General features: G+C 71.6%; 20 protein-coding genes and 1 pseudogene. 5 read left to right on the plus strand and 16 right to left on the minus strand.

All coding sequences use genetic code 11. From position 1 onward, the window contains the following. From AQI88_RS02005 to AQI88_RS02040, 8 genes are all read right to left on the minus strand, one after another. On the minus strand, positions 1 to 3,489 hold a 3,489-nt coding region (locus AQI88_RS02005; protein WP_079057347.1), incomplete at its 3' end, for a non-ribosomal peptide synthetase. Further along, on the minus strand, positions 3,486 to 5,039 hold the full coding sequence (locus AQI88_RS02010; RefSeq protein ID WP_066990716.1) for a condensation domain-containing protein: 1,554 nt from the start codon (positions 5,037 to 5,039) through the stop codon (positions 3,486 to 3,488). The genes AQI88_RS02010 and AQI88_RS02005, both read right to left, overlap by 4 nt. 44 nt (positions 5,040 to 5,083) lie before the next feature. After that, positions 5,084 to 6,391, minus strand: a complete 1,308-nt coding sequence (locus AQI88_RS02015) for an MFS transporter (RefSeq protein ID WP_066990719.1) — start codon at positions 6,389 to 6,391, stop codon at positions 5,084 to 5,086. 16 nt (positions 6,392 to 6,407) lie between these two features. Beyond that, positions 6,408 to 7,199 (minus strand): sulfotransferase, encoded by a 792-nt coding sequence (locus AQI88_RS02020; protein ID WP_066990722.1) that lies wholly within the window; start codon positions 7,197 to 7,199, stop codon positions 6,408 to 6,410. Beyond that, positions 7,196 to 8,059 (minus strand): sugar phosphate isomerase/epimerase family protein, encoded by an 864-nt coding sequence (locus AQI88_RS02025; protein ID WP_066990724.1) that lies wholly within the window; start codon positions 8,057 to 8,059, stop codon positions 7,196 to 7,198. Before AQI88_RS02025 ends, AQI88_RS02020 begins: the two co-directional genes overlap by 4 nt. 111 nt (positions 8,060 to 8,170) lie before the next feature. Beyond that, complete coding sequence (locus tag AQI88_RS02030; RefSeq protein WP_066990726.1) at positions 8,171 to 8,875, minus strand: hypothetical protein; 705 nt, start codon at positions 8,873 to 8,875, stop codon at positions 8,171 to 8,173. Positions 8,876 to 8,928: 53 nt separating this feature from the next. Further along, on the minus strand, positions 8,929 to 9,894 hold the full coding sequence (locus AQI88_RS02035; RefSeq protein ID WP_066990729.1) for a Gfo/Idh/MocA family protein: 966 nt from the start codon (positions 9,892 to 9,894) through the stop codon (positions 8,929 to 8,931). 1 nt (position 9,895) lies between these two features. Beyond that, entirely contained in the window at positions 9,896 to 10,744 is an 849-nt protein-coding gene (locus AQI88_RS02040) for an amidohydrolase family protein (protein WP_159050282.1), read from the minus strand. A gap of 189 nt (positions 10,745 to 10,933) precedes the next feature. Here AQI88_RS02040 and AQI88_RS02045 point away from each other — a divergent pair, with 189 nt between their 5' ends. Further along, positions 10,934 to 11,419: an NUDIX domain-containing protein gene (locus AQI88_RS02045; protein ID WP_244184010.1), complete on the plus strand. Its 486-nt coding sequence runs from the start codon at positions 10,934 to 10,936 to the stop codon at positions 11,417 to 11,419. A 6-nt stretch (positions 11,420 to 11,425) separates the two neighbouring features. On the opposite strand, the gene AQI88_RS02050 is transcribed toward AQI88_RS02045, so the two are convergent. The 7 genes and pseudogenes from AQI88_RS02050 to AQI88_RS02080 all read right to left on the minus strand — a co-directional run bounded on the left by AQI88_RS02050 (position 11,426) and on the right by AQI88_RS02080 (position 21,234). Beyond that, entirely contained in the window at positions 11,426 to 12,160 is a 735-nt protein-coding gene (locus AQI88_RS02050) for a sulfite exporter TauE/SafE family protein (protein ID WP_066990738.1), read from the minus strand. Between the two features lie 177 nt (positions 12,161 to 12,337). After that, positions 12,338 to 12,559, minus strand: coding sequence for an acyl-CoA carboxylase subunit epsilon (locus AQI88_RS02055; protein WP_066990741.1), 222 nt, complete (start codon positions 12,557 to 12,559; stop codon positions 12,338 to 12,340). A gap of 30 nt (positions 12,560 to 12,589) precedes the next feature. Next, a pseudogene (locus AQI88_RS02060) lies at positions 12,590 to 14,171 on the minus strand (acyl-CoA carboxylase subunit beta). Between the two features lie 18 nt (positions 14,172 to 14,189). Continuing rightward, positions 14,190 to 15,566, minus strand: a complete 1,377-nt coding sequence (locus tag AQI88_RS02065) for an MATE family efflux transporter (RefSeq protein ID WP_066990744.1) — start codon at positions 15,564 to 15,566, stop codon at positions 14,190 to 14,192. 74 nt (positions 15,567 to 15,640) lie between these two features. Continuing rightward, positions 15,641 to 19,288, minus strand: a complete 3,648-nt coding sequence (locus AQI88_RS02070) for an SDR family NAD(P)-dependent oxidoreductase (protein ID WP_066990747.1) — start codon at positions 19,286 to 19,288, stop codon at positions 15,641 to 15,643. A gap of 53 nt (positions 19,289 to 19,341) precedes the next feature. Then, positions 19,342 to 20,175 (minus strand): ACP S-malonyltransferase, encoded by an 834-nt coding sequence (locus AQI88_RS02075; RefSeq protein ID WP_079057350.1) that lies wholly within the window; start codon positions 20,173 to 20,175, stop codon positions 19,342 to 19,344. A gap of 9 nt (positions 20,176 to 20,184) precedes the next feature. After that, positions 20,185 to 21,234: a hypothetical protein gene (locus tag AQI88_RS02080; protein WP_208615695.1), complete on the minus strand. Its 1,050-nt coding sequence runs from the start codon at positions 21,232 to 21,234 to the stop codon at positions 20,185 to 20,187. 270 nt (positions 21,235 to 21,504) lie between these two features. On the opposite strand from AQI88_RS02080, the gene AQI88_RS02085 reads away from it, so the two are divergent. Further along, on the plus strand, positions 21,505 to 22,221 hold the full coding sequence (locus AQI88_RS02085; protein WP_066990755.1) for an IclR family transcriptional regulator: 717 nt from the start codon (positions 21,505 to 21,507) through the stop codon (positions 22,219 to 22,221). A 51-nt stretch (positions 22,222 to 22,272) separates the two neighbouring features. Here AQI88_RS02085 and AQI88_RS45720 read toward each other — a convergent pair whose 3' ends face one another. Next, positions 22,273 to 23,289: a hypothetical protein gene (locus AQI88_RS45720; RefSeq protein ID WP_159050284.1), complete on the minus strand. Its 1,017-nt coding sequence runs from the start codon at positions 23,287 to 23,289 to the stop codon at positions 22,273 to 22,275. A gap of 448 nt (positions 23,290 to 23,737) precedes the next feature. On the opposite strand from AQI88_RS45720, the gene AQI88_RS02095 reads away from it, so the two are divergent. The 3 genes from AQI88_RS02095 to AQI88_RS02105 are packed head-to-tail and all read left to right on the plus strand — an operon-like array spanning position 23,738 to position 25,972. After that, complete coding sequence (locus AQI88_RS02095; protein ID WP_208615696.1) at positions 23,738 to 24,241, plus strand: hypothetical protein; 504 nt, start codon at positions 23,738 to 23,740, stop codon at positions 24,239 to 24,241. Between the two features lie 55 nt (positions 24,242 to 24,296). Further along, positions 24,297 to 24,821: a hypothetical protein gene (locus AQI88_RS44725; protein WP_066990761.1), complete on the plus strand. Its 525-nt coding sequence runs from the start codon at positions 24,297 to 24,299 to the stop codon at positions 24,819 to 24,821. Next, entirely contained in the window at positions 24,818 to 25,972 is a 1,155-nt protein-coding gene (locus AQI88_RS02105) for an MAB_1171c family putative transporter (RefSeq protein WP_066990764.1), read from the plus strand. Before AQI88_RS44725 ends, AQI88_RS02105 begins: the two co-directional genes overlap by 4 nt. Positions 25,973 to 26,079: the final 107 nt, after the last annotated feature.

Here is a 26,079-nt window from a genome sequence, read left to right on the forward strand (position 1 = left end):
TGCGGACAATGTGCGAAGCGTCGGCGAGGCGTACAGCTCCCGTGGGGCGATACGCACCCCGTGCTCCTTGCCGAGCCAGGCGACCATGCGGGCGAAGGCCAGTGAGTCACCGCCGGCCCGGAAGAAGTCCGCGTCCGGCCCGGAGGGCAGCCGCCCCAGCGCGTGGGTCCAGGCGGCGCGGGCCAGTTCGGTGGCGGGGTCGGGGGCGGGAGCCGGGGCGGGCGTGGCGGCGCCCGGCCCGGAGTCCGGGCGCGGCTCCTCGAAGGGCTCGCCGCCCCCCGCGTCACCGGCGTCCTCCTCGTCCAACGGCCGAGCCCCCGCCGCCACGACCGCCGCGTCCACCTTCCCGTTGGCGGTCAGCGGGACCTCGTCCAGCACCGACCACAGCGCCGGGACGCAGTGGCCGGGCAGGGTTCGGGCGAGGCGGGCGGCCAGTTCGGGGAGGAACAGGGTGACCGAGCCGTCGGGTACGACCCCCGCGGCCAGGCGGCGCTCCGAGGCGTCCGCACCGACAGCGACGACCGCCGCGTCGCGTACGCCGGGCAGCGCGGTCAACGCCTGGCGGATCTCGTCCGGTTCCACGCGGAAACCCCGGATCTTCACCTGGCGGTCCGCCCGGCCGAGGAAGCACAGCTGCCCGGCACCGGTCAGCCGGACCAGGTCACCGGTGCGGTAGGCGCGCTCCGAGGCGGCCGGGAGCACACGGAACGCCTCCGCGGTGCGTTCGGGGTCGCCGGCGTAGTCCAGGGCGAGGCCGAGACCGGTGACGTACAACTCGCCCACGCCGCCGGGCGGTACGGGCCGCCCCGCCGTGTCGAGCACCAGCGCGCCGCTGCCCGGTATCGGCGTGCCGATGGGCAGCGGTCCCGTCCCCTCGCAGGGGTCGTCGAAGTGGGCCACGGTGCTGAACGTGGTGTTCTCCGTGGGGCCGTAGCCGTTGGTGACCCGCAGGGCGGGGTAGCGGGTGAGCAGGGCGCGCACCTGCTCGGGGGCCACCACGTCGCCGCCCGCGAGGACATGGCAGGCCCGGGCGAATCCGTGCGGTGCGAAGTCGGCCATGAGCCGGAACAGCCCCGCTGTCAGCCACAGCACGTCGACCTCCCGCTCCAGCAGGAACCGGGCCAGTTCGGCGGGGGCGACCAGACCCGGCGGATGGACCTCGACACAGCCGCCGCCGACGAGCGGGGCGAACACCTCCAGGGTGGAGGCGTCGAAGGCGAGCGGGGCGAGACGCAGCATGCGCCGCCCGGGGCCGCAGGAGACGACCTGACCGGGCGACGGCCAGACCAGCCGGGCCACGGCCCGGTGCGGGACACGCACCGCCTTGGGCACTCCGGTCGAACCGGACGTGAAGGCGACGTACGCGACCCGGTCGCCGCGCGGGGCGGGCGGTTCGACGGCCGGTTGCCGGGTCCGGGAGGCGGCACCGGCGTCGACGGCCGCGACCCGGCGGACCGGCCTCGGGCACGCGGTCTCGACGCGCCCGGCGAAGGCGCTGCCCGCCGGGTCGGCGGTGGCGAGGACGGCCGCCGGCGGCAGGACCGCCAGGAGCGTGCGCAACCGCTCGTCGGGGGTCGCGGGGTCGATGGCGACGTAGTGGGCGCCGAGGGCGAGGACGGCCAGAACGGCGACGATCTCGGACACGCCGCGCTCCACGGCCGGCAGCACCGCGTCGCCGTCCGTGATGCCGGCGTCGGTCAGCGCGGCGGCCTGGGCCGTGACCGCGCACACCAGTTCGGCGTAGGTCAGGGCGGTGTCCCGGTCGCGGACGGCCGGGGCGCCGGGATGCGCCCGGGCGGTGGCCAGCACCAGGGACCACAGGTCGCTGTCGGCGGCCTCCGGGGGCAGCCGGGGGCCTTCGCGCAGCGCGTCCAGGCGGGCCTGCTGGGCCGGGGTTGTGGTTCTGACCTCGGCCAGCGGCGCGGTGGGCCGGCCGGACAGTTCCTCGATGGTGTGCTCGACGGCGTTCAGGAGGTCCAACGCCTCCTCGGGCAGCAGCGCGCCGTGCGCGTATTCGAGGACCAGCCGCGGCTCGTCGCCCGTGCGCTGCACGTACAGGGTGGCGTCGAAGGGCGCGCCGCGGCAGTGCCCTTCGTGCAGATGCAGGGTGACGTCGCCGTGTCGTACGCGGTGCGGTATCAGCTCGTCGTGCACGCCGAGGACGAACTGCACGAGCGGGTTGCGCCGCCGGTCGTGCCGGGCGCCGAGGGCCGGTACGAGGTCCTCCATGGGTACGTCGGAGGCGGCCACGGCGTCGCCGAGCGCGCGGGAGACGGCGACGACGTACTCGGTGACGGTGGCGGTGTCGTCCAGGACGCAGTGCACGGGGACGAGTGGCGAGCAGGGGGCGAGCACATCGCGGGCGGCCGGGTCCTGACGGCCTGCGACGGGCATGCCGACGAGGAGCTCGCCGGCGCCGCTGCGGCGGCCCAGGGCCAGCGCGTAGGCCGCGAGCAGGACGACGGTCGTGGTGGTCCCGGTCGTGCGGGCGAGGTCGCGCCAGGCCCGGGTCGCGGCCGGGCCGAGGGCGGCGGGCAGCCGCTCGCCGACGGCCTCCCAGTGTGCCGGGCGCCGTGCGTCGGTGGGCAGTTCGAGCACCTGGGGCACCTGGCGCAGCCGCTCGGCCCGGTCACGGAGCGTCTCTTGCCGGCCGGGGGCGGCGGTGCGCGCCCGGTGTGCCGCGAGCACGCTCTCCGGGCTCGGCGCGGGCGTCGGCAGGGGCCGGCCGGCGAGGAGGGCGGCCAGTTCGTCGAAGAGCACGCCGAACGACCAGCCGTCCAGCAGCGCGTGGTGCGCCAGGACGGACACCAGCACACGGTCGGCGGCGCCGGACCGGGTGACGGTGGTGACCGTGCAGTGCACCGGGGGGCGTTCGTACGGCCGCAGGAGCGCCTCGCTCGCTCCGGCCAGCTGGGTGTGCACCGTGGTGACCGGGTCCGTGCCGTGGGCCGCCCGCAGCGTCTGGTGCCGGATGACGGGCCTGGCGTGCCGGAGGACCCGGCGGCCGATCCTGCCGGTGTCGGGGTCGGCCGGGACGAAGACGGTGCGCAGCCCCTCGTGCCGCTCGGCCAGGGCGGTCAGCGCGGGGGCCACCGCGGCGGCGGGAGCGCCCTCGACCTCGGCAGTGAACAGCAGGTGGTAGGCGGAGCCGTGGGCGAGATCCGCCACACTCAGCATGCCGGTCTGGCCCGGCAGCGCCGCCCGCACGGCCGTGGGTTCGGCCACCGGGGCCGAAGGCGCGGCGGGCGGCAGCGGGGTGGCGGCGCGCAGCACCGTGCCCACGGGTTCTGGGCCGAGGACCCGGTGCAGGGGCAGGTCGACGCCCGCCCGGGCGGCCTCGCCGACCAGCCGTACGGCCTGCAGGGAGGAACCGCCCAGCGCGGCGAAGGACCTGCGGTCGCCGCGCCCGCGCAGCTCGGCGGGCCGCAGCCCCAGGGCGTCCGCGGCCAGCGGCAGCAGGGTGTCGAGGCCGGTGGTGGCGGGGGTCACCGGGGATTCCCTGCGTCGGCGGCCAGCTGGGTCAGCAGGGCCATCGCCCGCTCCAGCAGCCGCTGTACCGTCTCCTCGGCGTAGTGGTCGGTGCTGTACCGGACGGTCAGCAGCAGCCGGTCGGCGACCACGTCGCCCTCCACGTTCAGCACCCACGGTTCCCGCTGCCGTGCCGAACGGCGGCTGCCGCCCGCCGCGTCGGCGGGGCGCAGCCAGCGGCCCACCCGGTCGTTGACCTGGTTCATTCGGCTGCGGAAGTTCAGCCGGATCCCGCTGCCGCGCGCGGCGCCGGTCAGCCGGCCGTCCCCGGCGTACCGCAGGGCGTCGAAGCCGAACTTGGCCTGCGGTACGGCGGCCAGGTCGTCGAGGGCGTCCTGCGGCCAGGAGCCGGGCGGACCGGCGTGGATCACCACGGGGTAGGTCGCCTGCAGATAGCCGAGCGCGGTGGTGATGTCGTGCCCGCCGGGGACTGTGTCCCGGCCGTGGTGGTAGGTGTCCACGCTCACCGCCGGCAGGTCGAACCGCTCGGCCACGGACCGGGCGACGGCGGCCAGCGCGAGGAGGCCCACGGGGTGGCCGAGGTGCCCGGCCGCGGTCTGCAGCGCGGCGGTGCGCTGCTCGTCCAGGCCGGCCGTGGCGGCGGTGGAGGTCGACAGCGGGCCGGGCCCCGAGCGGTCGGTGGGCACCGGGGGGACGCCGGGCAGGCCGAGGGCGGTCCAGCGCGCCGCGTCCTCGTCGGCCTGCGGGGACGCGAGCCATCCGGCCAGGTCGGTGGCGAGGTCACGGGGCTGGGCGGCGGGATCAGCGGGGTCCCGGCCGGTGAGCGCGTCCTCCAGTTCGTCGGCCAGCATGGTCAGGGAGTAGCCGTCGAGGGTGAGGTGATGCACGGCGATCTGGAGGTAGCGCTGCCGGGGCAGCCAGAGGGCGTTGAAGACCCGGCCCTCGGCGAGCCGGTGGCCCCGCACCGCCTGCTCGAACGCGTCGGCGAGTCCGGCGTCGTCGGTGTCGACGGTGGCGAACAGCCCGTCCGGCGCCTGGGGAAGGACCTCCGCGACCGGGCCGTCGGCTCCGTCCGTCAGGTAGCGGGTGCGCAGCGCCTCGTGCCGGTCGGTGAGGCGGCGCACGGCCGCCTCGATCCAGGGGGCGTCGGCCTTGTCGCCGTCCGGGGTGGTCTCGGGGACCTCGAAGACCCAGACGAAGCCGAAGTGGTCGGGGTCGGTGAAGTCCTGGGAGATCCAGCGCGACTGACAGGGCAGCAGCGGTACGGAGCCGGCCGAGTGCCGGGCAGCCGGCTGGTGCGCCTCGGTGTTGTCGGCGCGCAGGCGGGCGAGGATCCCGGCGAAGGTGCGGCCGTAGAGGAAGTCGGCCGGTCCGGTGGTGACCCCCGCTTTGCGCAACTGGGTGACGCCGCGCACCATCAGCAGCGAGTCTCCCCCGGCGGCGAAGAAGTCGGAGTCGGGGCCGGAGGGCGGCTTGCCCAGGGCCGCTGCCCATACATCGGTGAGCAGCGCGGACAGGGTGTCCGGGCCGAGGTCGGTGGATTCCGTCACGGTGACTGGGTCCTTTCGTCACGGTCTCGGGGAAGGCGATGTGGTCAACTCGCGGGCGGGACCGCGCTGCCGGACGAAGGAGCCGGCTCGGCGGCGGCGTCCGGCCCGGCCGCCGTGCGCACCAGCCGTGCCGACAGAAGGCAGCCGAGGGCGAGCAGTGCGGCCAGGGCGAACCAGGCCAGGTCCGCGTCGGCGGCGATCAGGCCGGTGACCAGGGCCGGGCCGATCGCCTCCTGGGCGGACAGGCTCAGCCCGAACAGCGACAGATAGCGGCCGCGCAGCCGCTCCGGTGCGAGGGTCATGGACACCGTCCACTCGCCGACCGCGCCGAAGAGTTCGGTCAGGGTGTGGGCGAGGACCGCCACGGCCAGCAGGCCGATCGCCACGGCCGTGGCATGGCCGAAGCGGTGGGCCGCCCAGTAGCCCGCCGCGGCCAGGACGAACAGGGCGGCGGCCAGACGGTAGACGCGCGGCGCCCGGTCGAGGGAGTTGCAGCTCCTGGCCGCGCGCATCTGGAGCAGCACGACCAGCACGGTGTTGAAGGTGAACAGCAGGCCGACGAGGGAGGCCGGAGCGCTGGTGTACTCGTACACCCACAGCGGCATGCCGATGGTGAACGTGGTCGAGTACATCAGCACGAGGATGTTGAGCAGGGCGAGGCCGACGTAGCGCCGGTCGGCGAGGACCTGCCGGTAGCCGGCGCGCGGTCCGTCCGCTTCCCGGGGCCGTGCCGACGGGACGGGGCGGATGACGGGGATGGTGAGGACGAGGGCGATGGCGCCGGCGTAGGAGACGGCGTTGACGAGGAGCACCGCGTGGTAGCCGGTGTGCGAGCCGATGGCCAAGACGGCCGCGGTGGCCAGTCCGCCGAGCCCGAACCCGACGTTGAGGACGGCCCGTTGGAAGGCCATGAGGGGCACCTGGTCCTCGGCGTCGGCGATGGTGGTGAGGAACACCTTCCGGGCCGGGTTGACCATGCGGTCGGCCACGTGCGCGACGCTCGCCACGGCGACGAGCCCGCCCCAGCCGTGCACGCCGAGATAGCCGACGTACGCCAGGGCGCCCGCGGCCCAGCAGCAGACCACGACCTTGCGTGCGCCGAACCGGTCGATCAGGGTGCCGGACAGCGGGGTGGCGACGCTCCCGACGAGCCCGGCGATGCCGAGGCCCGCGCCGACGGCGCCGGCGCTCAGGCCGACCACGACGGTGAAGTAGAGGACGGATATCGGCAGGAACATGCCGGTGCCGACGGCGTCCACGACCGCGACCAGGGCCCAGCGCTTCGCCGCGGGCGCGTCGGGCACGCCGGCGCGGCTCAGGGCGGCACGGCGCAGCGCTCCCCACTTGCTCATGGAGTCCTTCCCTGGGTCATGGAGTCGGGGTACGCAGGTCCAGCAGCGTCTGCCACAGCCGGGTGATGTGTGCGGGCAGCGGTTCGTGCTCCGGTTCACCGGTGCGCTCGGCCAGCAGGCCGGCGTACGGGAGCAGGTCGAGACCGATCGCCGTGGACAGGCGGTGCAGGTCCTCGCCGGCGCACAGGGCGGCGTACTCCAGGACGGTGCAGCGGGCGGGGTCGCGCGTGGCGGGGTGCGCCAGCCAGGGCCGGTGCCAGGCGGCCCACTTCTCCAGCGCGGCCTGCCGGTTGCCGGGCCGCCAGGGGCGGTCGCCGGTCCAGCGCAGCATGGAGCGGGCGACCGCGGCCGGATGGCGGACGAGCAGGACCCAGTGGGCGTCGGGCAGCGTGTCGGCGAGCTGATCGAGTTCCAGCAGGTACTCGTTGTACTTGTCGCCGTAGCGGGTGGCGCCCGCGTAGGCCGCCCGGACCAGTTGTCCGCGCAGCGCGGCCGCGTCGGTGACCCTGCCGTCGGCCACCTCGGCGGCGGCGGCGCGCAGGACCTTCTCGACGGTCTCCAGCCACACCTGACTGTGCCTGCCGTAGGGCGGCTTGCGGTGCAGGGCGTGCAGGATCTCGTCCACGCGCAGATGACGGCCGTGCACGTCCGCCTGGGTGCACCAGCGGTGCAGGAGGTAGGGCAGTTTGCCGTTGACGGTGAAGACGCCGCCGGCGTCGGCGAAGGCGTGGTCGAGCACGCCGGCGAGGGCGGTGGTGCCCGAGCGCTGCGCGCCGAGCAGCACGAGGGGGGCGGGCGCCGGACTCATGACGTCTCCAGCGGGAGCTTGTCGCACCAGTCGCGCAGCCGTTGCATGCACTCGACGCTGGCCGCGAAGCCGTCCCGGGAGAAGTCCTCGCCGAAGGGCCGGTCGCGGTTGGCAGGCGACAGGACCCGGCCGTGGCGCCAGTGGGTCTCCAGGCTCAGGAAACCGGTGTAGCCGTCCTCGGCCAGCCGGGCGAGCATCGTCGGCCAGTCCAGGTCCCCGTCGCCCAGCCTGACGTAGCCGTTGGTGCCGTCCGGGTCCTTGACGTGCACGTGCTGGATGAGGTGGCGGCCGAGCAGGTAGTCGGAGGGGTAGCGCACCGGCCCCCAGCCACCGCGGACGGCGTTGGCGGGGTCCCAGAGCACGCCGACGTCGTCGCGGCCCAGCGCGTCCAGGAAGTCCAGGACCTCCCGCATGTGCGGGGTGTTGCTGCGGGACTCGGTCTCCAGGATCAGCGGGATCCCGGGGTCCACGCCCTCCAGCAGGCCGGCGACGACCGTGGCCGCGCGCAGCGGCTCGGGGGCGTGGTCGGTGTCGGCGAAGAAACTGAAGATGCGCGCATGGGGCGCGCCGAGCCGCACCGCACGCCGGCAGGACTCCACGAGCACCTCGCGGGCTTCGGCGAGCTGCTCGTCCGTCGTGGGCAGTGCGCCCTTGAAGACGGGCGGCGCGAAGCCGGCGACGGCCAGCCCGCGTTCGTCCAGGAGGCCGCGCATGCGGGCGACCTGGTCGTCCGTCAGCTCATGGGGAGGTGTTTCGTCGTACGACCGCACTTCGACCCCGGCGAATCCGAGCTGGGCTGCGGTGTCGGCGACCAGCTCGGGGTTCTGGGACAGCTCGTCACCGATGACGGCGAGTTTCATGGGTGTGCGACTCCTGGCTCGGGCTTCATGGATGTGCGGCTCCCGGCTCGGGCGGATACGGCGGGCCGTGGCCTTGCCGGGCCGGCCGGCGCGCTCGGTCGGGCCGGGTGGCTATGCGGCGGGCGAGGCCAGCGCCGCGGCGAGCACGGCGAGATCGGCGTCGGGCGTCCCGGCCCGGGATTCGACGGTGACCGCTCTGAGCGGGCCGAGTTCCAGCAGGTACGACAGGTCGGTGAGGTCGTGCGGGGTGAGCGGGCGGTGCCGGGTGCCCTGCGCGGTGCGCCGGACGCCCTTGACCTGTGCGGCGCGTACGAACGGGGACAGGGCGCGCAGTTGGGCCCGGTGCGCGCCGCCGATCTCGGCCAGGCCGAGCAGGTCGACCAGCACGCCGACACCGGTGCGCTCGGCGAGGTCGATCAGTCCGGCCACGTCGGGGCCGCCGGCGTGGGTCTCCACCCATGGTTCGACGCCGGCCTCGGCGGCGGCGGCGAGTTGCTCGGCGACCAGGGCCGGGTCGGGGCGTTCGGTGCAGAACACCTTGACCGGGTACGGGGCCGGTACCGGCTCCTCGGCGACGGGCCAGTGCGCGGGGTCGCCCAGGCGCCAGCCCACGCCGACGAAGAAGACCTCGGCCCCGGTGCGCCGTATCCGGTCGATACCGGGTTGTACGCCGTCCCGTTCCCAGCCGTGTCCCTTGCCGATGCGCAGGTCGACTCCGGTGCCTTCGGCGTGCAGCACGGCCCGGGCCAGTTCCTCGGGGCCGGCCTGTGGCAGGGTGCCGGAGGAGTAACCGAGGTGCGGGCGGGGTCGGGTCATACGGCTCTGCCTTCTTCCTGGCTCCGCCCGGGCATGCGGACCGTGCTGCTGCTTCAGCATGGGGACGCCGCCCGGGTGGTGCCGACCGGCGTATTCAGCAGGCCGTCGAGCAGCGCGACGACGCCGGTGCTGCGGGACAGCAGGGACAGGTCGGGGGCCGGGCCGCCGCGGAGGGCGCCGGCGAGTTCGCGGTAGACGTCCTGGCGCAGCTCGGCCGCCGGGCGGGCGGGTGCGGTGACGGGCCGGCCGTCGAGTTCGCCGGTGGTCGCGCCCGCGCGGACTTCGGCCCAGTCCTGGTGCCCGAGCACGGTGAGCTGTTCGAAGCGAGCGGCCGCCCGGCAGGTCACGGTGACGGTGAGCCGGGCACCCGAGCGGAAGGTGACGTGGCCGAGCAGCTCGGTGTCGATGCCCGCGGCGGCGTCGGTCCTGGACAGGGGGGTCATCTCGACGGGTTCGCCGAGCAGTTGGCAGGCCAGGTCGAGGTAGTGCGCCCCGAGGTGGACGCTCACCCCGCCGACGGCCGCCTCCGGTTCGGCACGCCAGCCCTCCCGGTAGTGGGCGGCGTTGCGCGGGCGGGAGATGATCAGGTTGGCGACCGCGTCCGCGAACCGCTCCGGCGCCTTGGCCCGCAGTTCCCCGGGCAGGGCGAAGCGGTGCTGGAACATCACCGTGCTGAACAGGCTCGCGTCCGCCGCGGAGTCGAGGATCCCGCGCAGTTCCGCGGGCGACCGCGCCGGCAGCTTCTCCACCACCAGGTGTTTGCCGGCGGCGACGGCGTCCGCGAGGACGGGCGGGCGGTGTCCCGGCGGCAGGCAGACGGCCAGCGCCGCCACCGCCGGGTCGGCCAGCACCTGTGGCAGCGGGCGCACGGGCAGACCCGCCTCGACGGCCCGGCGGGCGGCGGCCGGGTCGGTTTCCACGACGGCGGCGAGCCGCAGGCCGTCCAGCGCGCCGATGGCGGCGACATGCTGCCGGCCCGCGTTGCCGAAGCCGACGACGGCGATCCCCGTCTCGCCCATGTCAGCGGCCGGCCGGGGTCTCGTGGGGCGGACACCACAGGCTCGCGGCGGTCCGGCCGAGGTAGTCCGCCGCGCCGTCGCCCGGGAGGGACCGGGCCACTTCCCGGGCGTAGTCGACGAGTTGGGCGTAGCCGCGGTCGTGGGTGTGCGGGAAGTCGGATCCCCAGACCAGGTGGTCGGCGCCGAAGCACCGGCCCAGCTCGCCCAGCAGGGTCTCGGGGGCGATGCCGTCACCCGTGCTGTACAGGTTCATGGTGGAGACCTTCACGTACAGGTTGTCGTGCGCTCCGACGTCGAACAGCGGCGCCACGGCTCTGCCTTCGGGTCCGTCGGCGAAGTCGACGAATCCGCAGTGGTCGAGGATCAGCCTGACCCCGGGGAACCGCTTGACCAGGTCCGGCAGTTGGGGCAGCTGCTCGGGGGTGACCCGCACCAGGACCGGGATCCCGAGTTCCTCCGCGCACTCCAGCAGGGGGTGGCAGCGCGGGTCGAGTGAGTCCGATCCGGTCGCCAGGTTCAGCCGGACACCGGCCAGCCCCTGGTCCCGGACCAGCCGGCGCAGGGCGGCGCACGAGGCGTCCGGTTCGCCGACGTCCACCACGCCCACGCCGCGCAGCCGGTCGGGGTGGGCCGAGCAGCCGGCGGCGAGACAGCTGTTGTCGCTGCCGTAGACCTGGATCGGCTGGACGAGGATCGTCCATTCGACGCCGCCCTCGTCCATGAGGGCGATCAATTCCTCCGCCGTCACGGGATGGGTTCTGTACCAGGCGGTTTCGTCGCCCTGACGGCTAATCGACGGATAGCGGGATCCGACCTCAGCGACCACATGCACATGCGAATCGACAATCACCGTGTACTGCCCCCGTGGAATCGTGGCGTGCCTGGCCGATTATTTGCTATCACGGCATTTTCGTAGCGTCAACGCAATAATTATTGCGACGATCCTCTCGTTCCGCCCATAACGCCGCCGGTGCGCTCGCGGCCCCGACACAGTTGATCACACCCCTTGACATCGGCTCGCTCACGGCCGGACGATTCCGTGGTGGCTGATTCGCAGAGCAACTCATCCATAGCTCGTGCCCGCGTCGCCGCAGGCGTCCTCTTCTTCGATGAGCAGGGTCGCATCATGCTCGTCGAACCGACGAACAGAGAAGACAAGTTTCTGGGCATTCCAGGCGGTTATGTCCCGCCGGGAGAATCCCCTTACGAAACCGCCGTACGCAAGGTCAAGGAGGAACTCGGCGTCGACTTTCCGGTCGGCCGGCCCCTGGTGGTCGACTGGGCCCCCTCCGGTGACGACGAGAAGATGGTCTTCGTCTTCGAAGGGGCGGTTCTCGGCGCCGAGGACCAGCAGAAGATCAGGCTGAACCCGGATTCCGCGTCCGGTTTCACGTTCTACGAGCCGGAGCGGACGTCGGATCCCGAGATGCTCATGACCAGGCTGATCAAGCGGATCGAGGCGGCGGTGCCGGCGCGTGCCGTGCAGGCGACCGTCTATCTGGAGCACGGCGAACCGCTGGCCTAGCCGAGGTCATCCCATCCCCCACAGCCCCTTGCCCAGGACGGAGAGGCCGCCGGTCAGCGCCAGGGTGAGAATGAGCCGCCGGACCCACTGCTCCGGAGTCCTCGGCGCGGCCGCTCTGCCGATGAGGGCACCCGTCACCAGCGCGACCGCGGTCACCGTCCACGCGGTCCCGCTCAGTCTCGGCACACCGTTGGCGGCGACCGAGAAGACGTTCACCATGATTCCATAAAATTGTGCGTTGGGTACGAATTCCCGTACCGGCCAGCCCGCGTTGACCGCGTACAGGGAATACGGCGGCCCGCCCACACCGGCCGCGGAATTCATGAATCCGCCCACCGCGCCGGCGGTCACCGCTCCTTTGGTTCCGCTCAGCGCGGAAATACGCGCGCCACCGATGACGAATATCACCGCCGCGGTCACCAGAATGCCGACGCCTGCCAGCAGTACGGGTTCGGGCAGCCGGGCCGCGACCCAGGAACCGGCGGGTACCGTACATGCGGAAGCAATGACCAGGGGCACCATTGCGCCGAGCCGCACCTGTCTCCAGCCCGCGGTAAGTCCTACGACGCTGATGACGCCTGCCGCGCAATTCGCGAGTACGACTCCCTGGGCGGGCCCGAGCACCAGAACGAGCGCGGGCACCGCGATGAGCGCGAACCCCATTCCCGTGAGCCACTGCACGGATGCGCCCAACACGACTATGCCGCCCAGCAGCAGCTCTGCCGCCCCAGCGCTCGCCACAGAAGACTCCTCCGGGTAACCGGGATGATCTCCGCCATCCTCCCCACAGAGCACGAGGAAAATCAATGGTCCGGCAGCGTCCGGATCTCCGGATCGGAGATTCGCGACTATGTCGGACCTCGTGCACGAGGATTACCTGAGGAGCTCACCCCGGCATCCGGGCGTCGCGCCGCGTCCTCACCGCTGCCAGCTGGTCGGCGACCGATAGGGCGCCCGGCGTTCGGGGCGCGTCCAGCGCACGGCCGGCGGCAGGCTGCCGGGGCCGGTGCCGGGCGGCTCGGCGGCGGCGAGGCCGGTCCGGGCCAGGAGCACGGTGGTCAGTGCGACCAGTTCCTCCTGGTCCGGGTTGCCGGACTCGATGCGGATGAGCGGGGCCTGGGCGGGTGTGCCGACCGTCATGTACGGGTCTCCTCGTCTTTCGGACGGTTTCTACTGTGGCGGATTGCCGTGCTTGCGCAGCGGCAGTTCGGCGTGTTTCCCACGGAGCATGCGCAGGGCCCGGACGAGCACCGCTCGAGTGTCCGCCGGGTCGATGACGTCGTCGATCAGGCCGCGTTCGGCCGTGTAATAGGGATGCATGAGTTCGGCCCGGTACTCCTTGACCATGCGCTGACGCACGGCCTCCGGGTCGTCGGCCTGCTGGATCCGGCGGCGGAAGATCACGTTCGCCGCGCCTTCCGCGCCCATCACCACGACTTCGTTGGTGGGCCAGGCGTAGGCGAGATCGGCGCCCACGGAGCGGGAGTCCATGACGATGCAGGCGCCGCCGTAGGCCTTGCGCAGGATCAACTGGACACGCGGGACGGTGGCGTTGCAGTACGCGTAGAGCAGTTTCGCCCCGTGCCGGATGATGCCGCCGTGTTCCTGGTCCACCCCGGGCAGGAAGCCCGGCACGTCGAGCAGGGTCACCAGCGGGATGTTGAAGGCGTCGCACGTCTGCACGAAGCGGGCCGCCTTTTCCGAGGCGTCGATGTCAAGGGCGCCGGCCATGGACCGGGGCTGGCTGGCGACGATGCCCACCGTGTTCCCGTCCATGCGCGCGAGGGCGACGATGATGTTGGTCGCCCATCGCTCGTGGACCTCCATGTACTCGCCGTCGTCGGTGATCTCCTCGATGACCCGGTGCATGTCGTAGGAACGGCTGCCGTCTGCGGGCACCAGGTCGGCCAGGGACGGCGCAGCGGCGGTCCGCCGGATCCGCCGTGGCCTGAGCCGAAGGAGACGTCCTGTTGTTGTCCGGGAGCAGGGAGAGCAGGTACCGGACCTCCTCGAGACAGGCCGCCTCGTCGTCGTAGGCGAAGTGGCACACACCCGAGGTCTGAGCGTGCACATCGGCACCGCCCAGCCCGTTCTGGGAGATCTTCTCGCCGGTGACGGCCTCGACGACGTCCGGTCCGGTGATGAACATCTGTGAGGTCTCGCGGACCATGAACACGAAGTCCGTCAGCGCGGGACTGTAGGCGGCCCCGCCGGCGCAGGGACCGAGCATCACACTGATCTGCGGGACGACTCCGCTTGCGCGCGTGTTGCGGACGAAGATCCCGCCGTAGCCCGCCAGCGCGGTCACGCCTTCCTGGATGCGCGCGCCCGCCCCGTCGTTGAGCGAGATCAGCGGGGCACCGGCCGCGATGGCCAGGTCCATCACCTTGTGGATCTTCGCCGCGTGTGCCTCCCCCAGGGCGCCGCCGAAGATCCGGAAGTCGTGGGCGTAGACGAACACGGTACGACCGTGGATCGTGCCCCAGCCGGTGATGACACCGTCGGTGTACGGCTTGCGCCCCTCCAGGCCGAATCCGCTCGCCCGGTGCCTGCGCAGCGCCTCGATCTCCTGGAACGAACCGTCGTCCAGCAGCAGCTCCAGCCGCTCCCGCGCGGTGAGTTTCCCCTTGGCGTGCTGCGCCCGGGTGGCGGCCTCGCCGGGGCCCAGCAGGGCCTCCTGCTTGATGCGGTGCAGCTCCGCCACCCGGGTTCCGGTGGACGGTGCGGCCTCGGTACCGGGGTCGGTGGTCATGTGCGGACTGCTCCTCGTTCAGGCGGAGTTGGTCTGGACGGGTATGAACCGCCGGGCGTCCTGGAGGTACCGGCGGACGGCGAACGCGGTGTACGCCAGGCCGACGAACCAGCCGATCGGAACCGCCCAGATGATGCCGTCCAGGCCCAGCGGTGCCTTCAGCAGCGAGGCGGTGGGGATGCGGACGACCAGGAACGACAGCATCGTGCACACCAGGGGGAAGACGGTCCGGCCGATGCCGTTGAGGAAGCCGTGGACGACCGCCATCGCCGCGTACAGGAGAAAGAACGGGTACGTCATGAGGATGTACGACCCGACGATCCCCCGGACCGACTCGGCCGTGGTGAACGCGGCGGCGATGTCGTGCCGTACCAGGATCACCAGCGCGGACTCCGCGAGGGTCACCCCCAGGCAGATGCGCAGTGCGTCGAGGAGGACCCGGCGGGCCCGTTCGGCCTCCCCGGCACCGGTGGCCTGGGCCACGAACACCGTCACCGCGCCGGACAGGTCCAGATAGAAGCGGCCGGCGAGGGTCTCCAGCCGGGCGGCGATGCTGAACGCGGCGATCGCGGCTGTTCCGAAGGGCGCGATCAGCGAGGTCAGGACCATGGTACCGAGGGAGAGCATGACGTGCTGGATGCCGACGGGGAAGCCCAGCCGCAGTGACTGGCCGGCCTGCCGGGCCAGTTCGGGCAGGGTGCTGCGGTAGCGGTGGATGCCGTGCCGGCGGGCCACGAGCACCAGACCGGCCAGGAAGGCGGCGGAGGCGGCCGTCACCGTGCCCAGGGCCGCCCCGCGCACTCCCCACCCCAGCAGGGCCACGAAGCTCCAGGCGAGGGCGATGTTGAGGAGGCTGCTGAAGACCATGATGTACATGACCGTGCGGGAGTCGCCCAGCCCCCGCAGAAAGCCGCCCAGCGCACCGATGCCGAACACCCCGACGAACCCGAGGGACAGGGTGCGCAGATAGGTCGTGCTGCTGTGCGCGACGGCGCCGTGGATCCCCATGATGTGCAGGAAGAAGCCCGTGGCAGCGAAGACCAGTGTGATGCACAGCGCGGCCCAGACGACGGCGAATGCCGCCAGGCCGATGACCGTGTCCTGTTGGCGCTCGGCACGGCCGGAGCCGGTCATGCGCGCGAACCGTATGGCGAACCCGCTCACCAACCCGAGGAAGACGGCGTTGACCAGGTAGAAGATCGGCTGAGCGGCGCCGACGGCGGCCAGTCCGCCGACGCCGACGTAGTGGCCCACGATGATGCTGTCGGCCACCAGGTAGGACTGCTGGACGTAGTTGGCGACCGACATCGGGAGGCTGAACCCGAGGAGCGACCGCCGTTCGGAGGGCTGTTCGTTCTCGTTCTCTGGTCGGCGTTTCAGTGCGTCTTCGGTCATGTGACCCCACCCATTGCGTGCCCATGGGCCGGACCGGGCCCTTGCGAGCCCGGTCCGGCCGGTGCGATGCCCCACTACACGGGGCTTTCCTCCGCGCTCTCCTGCTGCATCAGCTCGACCGTGTCCGCGACGGCGGAGACGGTGCGCTCCATCAGCAGGTCGGCGGCGTCGAACTCGATCCGCAGGCAGGTGGCGATGTTGGACGCCACGGAGGTGGCCATGAGGGAGTCACCGCCGATGCTGAAGAAGTCGGCGTCGACATCGAGCGTCGGATAGCCCAGGGCATCCGCGAAGCAGCGGGCGACGGTGATCTCCGCGTCGCGGTAGACGCCGTCCGGGCGCCCGGTCAGTTCCACGGTGACCGCGTCGATCTGCTTGCGCTTCTGTTCCGACGCGATGCGCAGACGGTCCCTCAGCTCGCTCTCGGCCTGCTTCATCTTCGTGTTCACGGTGTCACCGAGCACCATGTCGAACGACTTGAAGATGTGCACCAGGTTGCCGTCGTAGTTCACCTCCCCGGCGAACGCACGGCGCCGGCGGGACCGCAGCATCTTGTCGATGATGCCCATGCCGGTGTTGGTGTAGACCGCTTTGAAGGTCGTGTCGAGCTTACTCCCGTAGTCGACGGCCATGCCGACTTCTCGCCAGGCGACCCAGTCGACGGCGACGACATGGCAGTCGTCGTTGCGGCCCATGCGGGCGAGGGTGTCCAGGTAGTAGTTGCCGGCGGCGTAGTCGCCCTGCCCGGAGGACGGGAAGACGACGGCGACCGACGAGAAGTGCAGGATGAAGTCGGGACTCACGTCCGCGGTCGCGCTGCCCAGGACGAACGCGCCGTGGATCTTCGGCCGGACCACGTCGGCGAAGTCCTGCGGATCACGCAGGGAGATCAGGTTCCGGCCCGGGATGCCGGCCGCGTGGACGATGCCGTCGATCCGGCCGAACGTCCGCTGTACGTCCTCGACGACGCCCCTGAGCGCGTCCGGGTCGCCGGCGTCGGCCGCGTGGACGTGGACGCGTGCGCCCATGCCCTCGATCTCGGTCAGCGTGCGGGCCACCCGGGCCGGCTTCCCGTCGGGGTGGTTCGCGATCAACTGCTCCCAGTCCGCCCGGTCGGGGGCGCCCGACCGGCTGACCAGCACCAGGTCGATGTCGGGCTGGAGGGTCGCGAACATCTCGCTGACGGCCAGCCCGATGCCGCCGGTACCGCCGGTGACGAGGTAGGTGCCGCCCGCCTTGAGGTAGTCCTCCTCCTCGCCGGTGCCCAGCTCGGGGAGTTCCTCGAAGACCTCGTGGTACGACTTCCCGTCCCGCAGGAGGTGCAGACCGGGCTCCGGCCGGGTCATCTCGCGCCACAGCAGGCCGGGCGTGACGTGCTCGTCCACGTCCTGGACACGGGTCTTGAGGTAGGGGAACTCGCGCCCGATCACCTTGGCGAGGCCGGCCAGTGCGGAGTTCTCCGGGGCGGCCACGAACGCCCCGTCCGCCAAGGCGCAGGCCTTGCGGGTGAGGGCCACGATCCGGCCCCGTACACCGGCGTTCATCAGGGACTTGCTCAGCAGGAACAGGCTGTAGAGGTTCTTGGTGACCCGGTGGTCCAGGGTCTGGATGTCGGGCGCCTCGGTGTCCTCCAGGGCGAGGGCGTGGACGATGTGGGTGTATCCGCCCTTGAGGATGTGGTCGCAGACCTCCTGGAGGCTCTCGTCCGTGGCGGAGAAGGTGCCCGCCCCGACGTCTGCGCCGTCCGCGACGAGCCGCAGGACGTGGAGTTCCCCGGACGGGGGCGTGCCCAGCAGGGCCTCGGCGTCGGTCGCCGGATCCACGAGGGCCAGCGCCCGCACCCCGCCGGGCCAGTCGGCCGCGAGGGGCTCTTCCAGGAAGACGATGTCGTGGGTGACGGGGTTGTTCTGCTCGCTGGGTCCGGGGCCGAGGGAGGTCCGCTCGGCCCAGTTGTCGGGAAACGGCGACCAGCAGCGGCTCTCGTCGAAGGCGTAGAGCGGGAGCTTGACGATACGTCCGCTCGCGGTGCCCTCGTGCTCGCTCCAGTCGACGTCCTCGCCGCGCACATAGCGGGCGAGCGGCGACTCGTCGGGCTGGGCCGGGCCGGACCAGTCGTCCAGGTTCGAGTGAACGGCCGGCAGATCGTCGTGCCTGCCCTGGGACAACGCCGTGAGCGCGTCCCGGAGTTCGCCGATGCCGGCCACCGCCAGGGCGAGGCGGTGGCGGTGGGCGGAGCGGGAGACGCGCGCGGTGTGGCAGACGTCGCGCAGGCTCAGCCGCTCTGCGGCTTCCGTGCCGAAGAAGCGGGCGTAGGCCTCGACGAGGAGCCGCAGCGAACGTTCGCTGTGGGCGCTGAGTGTGAAGATCTGCGGGCCGTCCACGGCCTGCGGGGCTCTGGCTTCGGCCTGCTGCGGGGCCTCGCCCAGGACGACATGGCAGTTGGTGCCGCCGATACCGAAGGCGCTGACGCCGCAGTGGCGTTCCCCTCCGGCGGGGTTCCAGGGCTCGGCGGTGGTGGGCACGTGGATCGGGCCGTCGGCGAAGTCGATCTTCGGGTTGGGCTTCTCGAAGTTGGCCATGGGCGGCACCGTCTTGTTCTTCACGGTCAGCGCGGCCTTGATCACCCCGATCACCCCGGACCCCTCGAAGAGGTGCCCCACGTTGGCCTTGGCCGTGCCGACGGCGCAGAACTCCTTGTCGTCGGTGTGCCGGCCGAACGCCTGCCGCAGCCCCTCGAATTCGATGGGGTCGCCGATGCGCGTCGCCGTGCCGTGCACCTCCACGTACTCCACGGTGCGCGGGTCGATGCCGGCGTCGGCCCAGGCGTCGGTCAGCAGCCGGGTCTGGGCCGCCTGGTCGGGAGAGGTGATCATCTCCGAGTGGCCGTCGTGGTTGACGGCGCTGCCCTTGATCGTGGCGTAGATCTGGTCGCCTCGTTCGCGGGCCCGGTCGAGCCGGGTCAGTACGATCGCGCCGGAGCCCTCGCCGAAGCCGGTGCCGTCGGCGCGTTCGTCGAACGGCCGGGTCAGACCGTCGGAGGACTCGATGCCGATGTTGCGGTCGGCGCTCTTGAGGGGGGCCATGATGATGCGGGCACCGGCGACGACGGCCAGGTCGCAGTCGCCCGCCAGCAGGGCGTTCTTGGCCTGGTGCAGGGCGACCAGGGTGGCCGAGCAGGCCGAGTTGATGACCATGCTCGGTCCGTGCAGGTCCAGGTGGTAGGAGATCCGGTTGGCCAGCATCGTGCCCATGTTCCCCGTCAGGCTGAGCGGGGTCAGGGACGGGTCGGCGCGGGTCAGGAAGTCGACGTAGGTCTGTCCCGGGTTGACGGAGTAGCCGACGAAGACAGCGGTGTTCTGGTCCTGGATCCGGGGGCCGGTGTATCCCGCGTCCTCGAGGGAGAGGTAGGCGTTCTTCATGAGCATCCGCTGGACCGGGTCGGCCATCGCGCCCTGCCGGGGTGTCATGCCGAAGAACTCGTAGTCGAAGTCCGCGATGTCGTCCAGGAAGTATCCGTCGTGGAATTCGACGGAGGTGTCGGTCGGCGGCTTCACGGCGACGCTGCGCACGTACCGCACATAGTCGATGATGTCCTTCTTCCGGCTTTCCGGGAAGGGCTTGCTCACGCTGCGGCCGGTGACGACCAGATCCCAGAACTCGTCGGTGTTCTTCGCCTCGGGAAGCTCGACCGACATACCGATGATGGCGATATCACGTGTCATTCCTGCTCCTTGTCCGCAGGGGAACGGATCGGTGTGCGGGTGGGGGGACGGATTCAGCGGATCTCGCTGTCGAGTTTGGTCAGGGTGGTGCCGTTCACTTCGCTGAACCCCGTCACCCCGAGTTCCCGCAGGGTCCGGACCGTCCTGACCCACTGCACCGGGGTGCTGATCTGGGTGCTCAGCAGGTCGCGGACGTGCGTGGGGTCGACGATCTCCCCGGTGGTGGACGACACGACCGGTACGTCACCCGGTTTGAAGACGCACTCGGCGAGCGCGTCGTCGAAGCGCAGGCGGGCGGGGTTCATGAGCGGGGTGTGGAAGGGGCCGCTGACGTGGAGGGGGGTGACCTTGGTGGCGCCGCTCTTCGCCGCGGCCTTGCCGAAGGCGCGCACTCCGGCGCGGTCTCCGGCCACCACGATCTGCCGGTCGGAGTTCCAGTTGGCGAGGTAGACGGCCGCGACGCCTTCGGCGAGCAGCAGGGATTCGACCTGTTCCCGGGTGAGACCGATGACGGCCAGCATCGCGCCGTCGGTGATGCCGGCCATCGCCTCGGCCCGCCGCCGGACGAGCTCCAGTCCGTCGATGAGCTCCAGCATTCCGGCCGCGACCAGGGCGTTGTACTCGCCGAGGCTGTGTCCGGCGAAGTAGTCGAATCCGGCGGGCTCACCGCCGTCCCGCAGATGCAGAAGGGCGTTGACGAAGTAGATGGCGGGCTGCGCGTACCGCGTCTGCCGGAGCTTTCCCTCCGGGTCCTCCAGGCACAGTTCGGCCACGGAGTAGCCGAGTAACTCGTCGGCCTGGGCGGTGAGTTCGGGGAATTCCTCGAAGGAGTCCTCCCCCATGCCCCGGCGTTGGGCTCCCTGTCCGGGAAATATCCTTGCGCGCATGTGTTCTCCTCAGTGCGTGGACGGCTCGGGGAAACGCACCGCTTCGGCGCCGGCGTCCTGGAATGTCTCGGCCTCGTGCCTGAGCAGCCGGAGCGCGTTCGTCTCCCGCCGTTTGAGGGCGTGCAGGCCGCGCTTGATCCGGGCGTCCGCGGAGGGCGTTGGTTCGACGTGGCCGAGGGTCGCCTCGTCGAGCACGGCGCACAGGGACTTCATGTTGCGCCGGTAGGTTTCCTTCAGCTGGTCCGAGTGCCGGGTGTGCCGCAGGAAGCGGCAGAACTGGATGCGGGCTCCGGCCAGCATGGAGAGGCAGTTGAGGCCGGGGGCGGCGAAGATCTCCCAGCCCTCGCGTTCCTCGGCGAGCCGGTCGTGCAGGAGGTCGTATATCTCGAACTCGTCCTCCAGGCCGAGGATGTGCTGCGTGTAAGCGGTGCCGAAGTGGCCGGGGCCGACTGCGTCGTCGCCTGTTCCGCGCAGCACCAGGATGTCGGTGAACCACTGCTCGGGGTCGGCCTCCCAGCCTGCCCGCACGGTCTGCCACGGCACGACGAAGTCGGTGAACTCGTGGTTGTCGGTGGCATCGTCCCTGATGAGCAGTTCGGTGACCGGTTCGTTCACCCCGCAGGCGAGAAAGGAGTGCGGGAGGAATCCCGACCGGGGCAGCCCCATACGGTCCAGGTACTCGGCCTGGTACTCGAACTCCGCTCGGGGTGCGAAGAAGGAGACCGGTTCGTCCCGGGCGACCCCCTCCGAGACCAGCTCAAGGAATTCCTCGAGGCCGACGCGGTCCCGGTTCTCGATGGTGAATCCCACATTCCGCAGGTCGTCTCCTTCGGTGTAGGGATAGGGATACGACCAGCGCAATTCCTTCCTGAGGTAGCAGTGCTCGAATACGCGGTGCGAGTCGTAAAGGGAACGGTAATAGAGCAGGTCGACTGCGGATGTCTTGGCCGCCACCAGCGCCAGCGTCTGATGCACCCGGCAATTGAGGTGGACAGCCGGGTCCTGGCTCACGATCCCGCTCAGACTCTTGATGGTGTGCATACCCATCGGATGCGGCATGGAGGTCCAATACTCTGTCCGGCAAGGGAATACGACTGGATCACCTCCGATCCTCAGGGAGCGGATGCGGCTGAGCAAGTGATTTCAACTCACCACAGTCCGTATTTCTTTCCTTTCGGAGCGACCGCCACCCGAACGGCTTTTTATGGGGAACTCTTTGCTCTGCGCGCCGCCCGAGGTCCGTTGCATCCCCTCCTCAGCGGGTTTGATGCATGGCACACTCACCCGCGCGGTGCCGTCGGTGCCCGTCCGAGCAGAGGAGGCCGCAACATGCCAGGTCCCATCCAGTCCCTGTCCCGTGCCGCGGCGGTCCTGCGGCTGTTCGCCACGGGTGAGCGCCAGTACGGCCTGTCCGACACCGCCGCATCCCTCGGGCTTGCGAAGGGCACCGTCCACGGCATCCTGCACACGCTCCGGCAAGAGGGCCTGGTCGAGCACGACCCGGAGTCCGGCACCTATCGGCTGGGCCCCGAACTGGTGCGCCTCGGCGGCGGTTGTCTCCGTACGCACGAGTTACGCGCGCGGGCCCTGGCCTGGGCCGACGACCTGGCCCGGGCCACGGGGGAGGCGGTGCACGTGGGTGTGCCGCACCCTTCGGGTGTGCTGATCGTCCATCACGTCTTCCGGTGCGACGACACGCGGCAGGTGCTGGACACGGGACGCGTGGTGCCCGTCGAGGGGACCGCGCTGGGCACGGTGCTGGCGGCCCACCGCCCCGGGGCGGTCGAGGCTGCGGCGACTGCGCCGGATCTGCTGCGGGCCGCCCGGGAGCAGGGCTGGGCCTGCACACCCGACCCGCTGAGGGAGGGCATGGTGTCCATCGCCGCACCGGTCCGCGACCGGCACCGGGCGACCGTGGCCGCCGTGAGCGTGACCGGGGTCGCCGCACGCGTTGGCGAGAACGCGACGGTGCTCGACCACCTGATCTCCTCGCTCCGGACCTGCGCCCGCGCCATCTCGCAGGACCTGGGCGCCAACCGTCCGTGAGGCGGCCGTGGTTCGTCGGCTCGCCAGCCGGGACGCTGCGGCGCCGGCCGGTCAGGTACGGCGCTCCAGCTGCTCGGCGAATTCCAGCAACCGCTGGGCACAGCCCCGGGCCGCCTGCACGACCGACGCGGTGCGATGTCCGGGCACGGCCTCGACGAACTGCTGGGCCTTGTCCCCCTGGAGCAGCAGCGGAACGCTCAGCATCTGCAGCAGTGCCCGGCCCGATTCCGTCAGCCGCAGCGAGGGATCCTTCCGGAGCTGTGTCACGAGCAGGTCCATGCCCGCGTCCCCGGCCCCGGGCGCGGTCTCCGCTGCCGTCCGCGGCGCGAGGCCACTGGTGTCGGTGGCCGCGTCGGGTCCGCGGAACCGGCGCGGGACGGGGTCCTCGCCTCGCCGTATGCGCTCTCGGACGTCGCGGGCCGTGGCCAGGGCGATACCGGCGTCGACCGCGATCTGCCGCAGCGTGGCGTCGGGCCGTTCGGCCAGCAGCAGCCCGGCCCGTCTGCGGCCCTCGGCCGGGTCCACCGGGCGCAGCCTGCCGTCGCGTCCCCGGCGCGTGTTCGACTGTTCGTCCTGGTCAGTTGAACGCTTCCGCACCGCCGCGACGGTGCCCGCGGTCACCCCGGCCGCCGAGGCGATCAGACGGTCCGACCACTGGGGATGTGTACCGAGTATCCGCTCGACGGCGGCCGCGCGGTCGGCCCGGGTCAGCGGCAGCCCACGGGACGTGTTCAGCCGTACCGCCTCGACGAAGGCGTCCTCGGCGCTGCCCTCGAAATAGCGGACGCCGATCCGGTCGTCCCCGCGGAGCCGGGCCGCGTGCACCCGGTGCACTCCGTCGATGACGCGGAGCGTGGGCCAGTGGACCAGGACGGGTGGCAGTGGCGTGGCGGTCCGGGCGAGCTTGTGCACATGTCCCGCGTCCACGCCTGTGGTCCGTGGCGAGTCGGCCAGCCGCAGGTCCTCGAGCGGCAGCGTCGTCGGCGCGGACCGGCCGTCCGGGCACATCCGTTCCTGGTGCGCAGCCTGGCTCGTGTTGTCCGCCCCTCGAACTAAGCCCACCGACACGACTCTTCCTTCCACTGAAGTGAAGGGGCCGAAAGGTTCCGCTGAAGTGAAGGGACCGAAAGGTCTGTTGCACACCGTGCCCCCGCCGGAAACGACGCTAGACAGCGGACGGCGGAGCGTCAACGTGTCCGCCACAGCGGACGGCCCTGCTCCGGCCACTGCGGCGCGGCGGCTTTCGGGGCATGCGGATCCGGAGGACGGATCGCCACCGCCGACGCCTCCTGCCTGGTCATCGTCCTCGACCGACGCCCCCGAGGGGCAGGGTCCGCATTCCCTTGCGAACGAAATATTCACGACGTCAACTGAGCTGATGTTGTCCTGAATACGCTCACCGCCTGTCCCAAGACGGTCCACACTGAAGGCGGGTGGGCTCCGTCCACTCCAGCGGACACGGCAGCCGGCCCCGGAGCCACGCACGGCCACGGCTTCGTTGCTCGAAAGGCGACCTATGGACAGTGGTGAGTCAGCGCCCGGTGAGACGAGCCGCCCCCTGCTGCACGACCTGGGTGAACGGCTCAGCGGTCTGATCACCGCCCTGTACCCCGACGAGCGCAGGCGCCCCGGCTATGCCCGGCTCGCCCGGATGATCCGGGAGACGACGGGCGGCACGATCTCGGCGACCTATCTGTGGGAGCTCGCGACCGGCCGGAAGCGCAATGTGACGCTGGAACAGCTCGGCGTCCTGGCCGCGTTCTTCGGCGTCCCGCTGGAGTACTTCATCAACGACGAGGTGTCGCGCCGGGTCAACGCACAGCTGGCGCTCGCCGTCGCCCTGCGCGACGCCAAGGTGCGCAGCCTCGCGCTCCGCGCCGAGGGCCTGTCCCCCGCGAGCCTGGACGCCCTGCTCACCATCGTCAACGAAGCCCGCCGCGTGGAGAACCTGGACCGGGTCGGAGAGGAGGCGCACGACACCGGCGAGCAGCCGGACCGCCCCGAAGCCCAGAGATCCTGACCCCCCACCTCGAAGAGACCCCCCACTCGAAGAAAGGCCCCCCACGCGGACACTCATGTCGAACGGATCCCTCAGGCTGCGCCGACGCTGTGAAGCGGTGATCGACCGGCTCGACCTCCCCCACGCCCTGTCCGTCGAGACCCTCTGCCGCCACCTTGCCGACCGCCGCTCACGACCGTTGCGCCTTCATCCGCTACCGCCCGAGGCGGCCGCCCACGGTGCCTGCGGGCTGTGGCTGGCCACCGACGCCGAGGACCACATCTTCTACGAACGCCGCACCGCGCCCCTCCACCAGGAGCACATCGTCCTCCACGAGATCGGGCACCTGCTGTTCAACCACCGCACGATGGCCCTGGACGGTGCGGCCGGCTGGAGCGCCCTGCTGCCCGACCTCGACATGCACACGGTGCAGCGGCTGCTGCGCCGTACGAACTACGCCACGGACGAGGAACAGGAAGCGGAGCTGTTCGCCAGTCTCCTCGGCAGCCGTATCAACAACCCCAACCCTCAGCGTCCGGGCGGCGTCCTCGGCCGGCTGGAAGTGGCCATGGGGGTCGACCGGCCGCACGACACACCGTGACCCACGACGCGGCCGCCCTCGGCACGGGCCTCGAACTGCCCAGTGTGCTGCTGCTGTGGATCGCTGTACTGCTGCGCGGCCCGGCCGGCCTGCGCCCGGGACCCCATCGTGCCGTGTGGCTGGCCGTGGCCACCGCGACCGCGGCCATGACGCTCGGCCTGCCGTCCGTGATCGCCGCGGCCACCCGGCACAGCGAGGCGAACGTGGTCGCCGTGGTCCGCAACGTCCTGGGGGTGCTGTCCGCGGGAGCGGTGCTGTACTTCGTCGCCCAGGCCACCGCCGACGTCCGCCGGCTCAGAACGGCCCTCGCCCTCGCGGTCGGCGCCGTGCTGGCCGTCCTGCTCTCGCTGGACCTCGCGGCCGCACCGCATCTGCGCATCGCCGTCCCCGCCACCGGACCACCAGCCCCCTCCTCGTTCTACTGGCTCGTCCTCATCGGCACGCATCTGGTGGCCAACGCCCTCTGCGTCCTGCTGTGCCTGCGTTACGGCACGACCTCCGGGAGCCGGTCCCTGACCGTGAGCCTGCGTCTGTTCGGCCTCGGTACGGGCCTGGTGGGCGCGTACTGGCTGGGCTGTCTCGTCCGAGTGACCACCGGCGGACGCTGGCCGCTGCCCTGGCTCGCGCTGCTGATGGATCTGCACGGTGTGCTGCGCGCCCTGGCCCTCCTGGTGCCGACCTTCTCCGTGCTCCGGCGCGCCCTGTCGAACATCGCCGTCGCCTGGCGCCTGTGGCCGATGTGGAACGACCTGGTCACCGCCGTACCGCAGGTGGCCCTGGCCAAGCCGCGGCACCGCATCCGGGAGGTCCTGTGGCCCCAGGTCCCCTACAGCGTGCTCTCCTATCGCAGGGTCATCGAGACGAGGGACGCGATTCTGGCCCTCACCGACTATGCCGCCCCGGCCCGCGCGCCCTCGACACCCGGCGGGGCACCGCGGCAGGACGCGGTCGCGGACCTGGACGCCGAGGCCCTGGCCGACCTCGTCAAGGGCGCCCGGAACGCGAAACTCCAGGGCTCCGCCCCCGCGCGGCACCGGGTGAGTCTCAGCTCGTCCGGCAGCAGGGATCTCGCGGGCGAGACGGCCTTTCTGCTGCGGATGGCCAAGGCGTACCGCTCGGCCTCCCCGTGCGCCGGGGCCGAGCGTCGGTGACCTCCCTCGCGCCTTGTGAGTGCCCGCTCTGACCAGGCAGTTCACCGATTCCCTTCCGCCGGACGGAAGAGGTGTAGCGGCCCCATGACGCCCTTTTGGACGATGTC

Source organism: Streptomyces cellostaticus, from assembly GCF_001513965.1.
In the GTDB taxonomy this organism is placed as follows: Bacteria; Actinomycetota; Actinomycetes; order Streptomycetales; family Streptomycetaceae; genus Streptomyces; species Streptomyces cellostaticus.

Bases quoted from the DNA above. Each gene is read 5' to 3' on its own strand.
- AQI88_RS44725 (WP_066990761.1), top strand. From the start codon at position 24,297: ATGTCGAACGGATCCCTCAGGCTGCGCCGACGCTGTGAAGCGGTGATC.
- AQI88_RS02015 (WP_066990719.1), bottom strand. From the start codon at position 6,391: ATGAGCAAGTGGGGAGCGCTGCGCCGTGCCGCCCTGAGCCGCGCCGGC.
- AQI88_RS02095 (WP_208615696.1), top strand. From the start codon at position 23,738: ATGGACAGTGGTGAGTCAGCGCCCGGTGAGACGAGCCGCCCCCTGCTG.
- AQI88_RS02085 (WP_066990755.1), top strand. From the start codon at position 21,505: ATGCCAGGTCCCATCCAGTCCCTGTCCCGTGCCGCGGCGGTCCTGCGG.
- AQI88_RS02080 (WP_208615695.1), bottom strand. From the start codon at position 21,234: ATGCCGCATCCGATGGGTATGCACACCATCAAGAGTCTGAGCGGGATC.
- AQI88_RS02020 (WP_066990722.1), bottom strand. From the start codon at position 7,199: ATGAGTCCGGCGCCCGCCCCCCTCGTGCTGCTCGGCGCGCAGCGCTCG.
- AQI88_RS02030 (WP_066990726.1), bottom strand. From the start codon at position 8,875: ATGACCCGACCCCGCCCGCACCTCGGTTACTCCTCCGGCACCCTGCCA.
- AQI88_RS02055 (WP_066990741.1), bottom strand. From the start codon at position 12,559: ATGACGGTCGGCACACCCGCCCAGGCCCCGCTCATCCGCATCGAGTCC.
- AQI88_RS02070 (WP_066990747.1), bottom strand. From the start codon at position 19,288: ATGACACGTGATATCGCCATCATCGGTATGTCGGTCGAGCTTCCCGAG.
- AQI88_RS02035 (WP_066990729.1), bottom strand. From the start codon at position 9,894: ATGGGCGAGACGGGGATCGCCGTCGTCGGCTTCGGCAACGCGGGCCGG.
- AQI88_RS02065 (WP_066990744.1), bottom strand. From the start codon at position 15,566: ATGACCGAAGACGCACTGAAACGCCGACCAGAGAACGAGAACGAACAG.
- AQI88_RS02025 (WP_066990724.1), bottom strand. From the start codon at position 8,059: ATGAAACTCGCCGTCATCGGTGACGAGCTGTCCCAGAACCCCGAGCTG.
- AQI88_RS02075 (WP_079057350.1), bottom strand. From the start codon at position 20,175: ATGCGCGCAAGGATATTTCCCGGACAGGGAGCCCAACGCCGGGGCATG.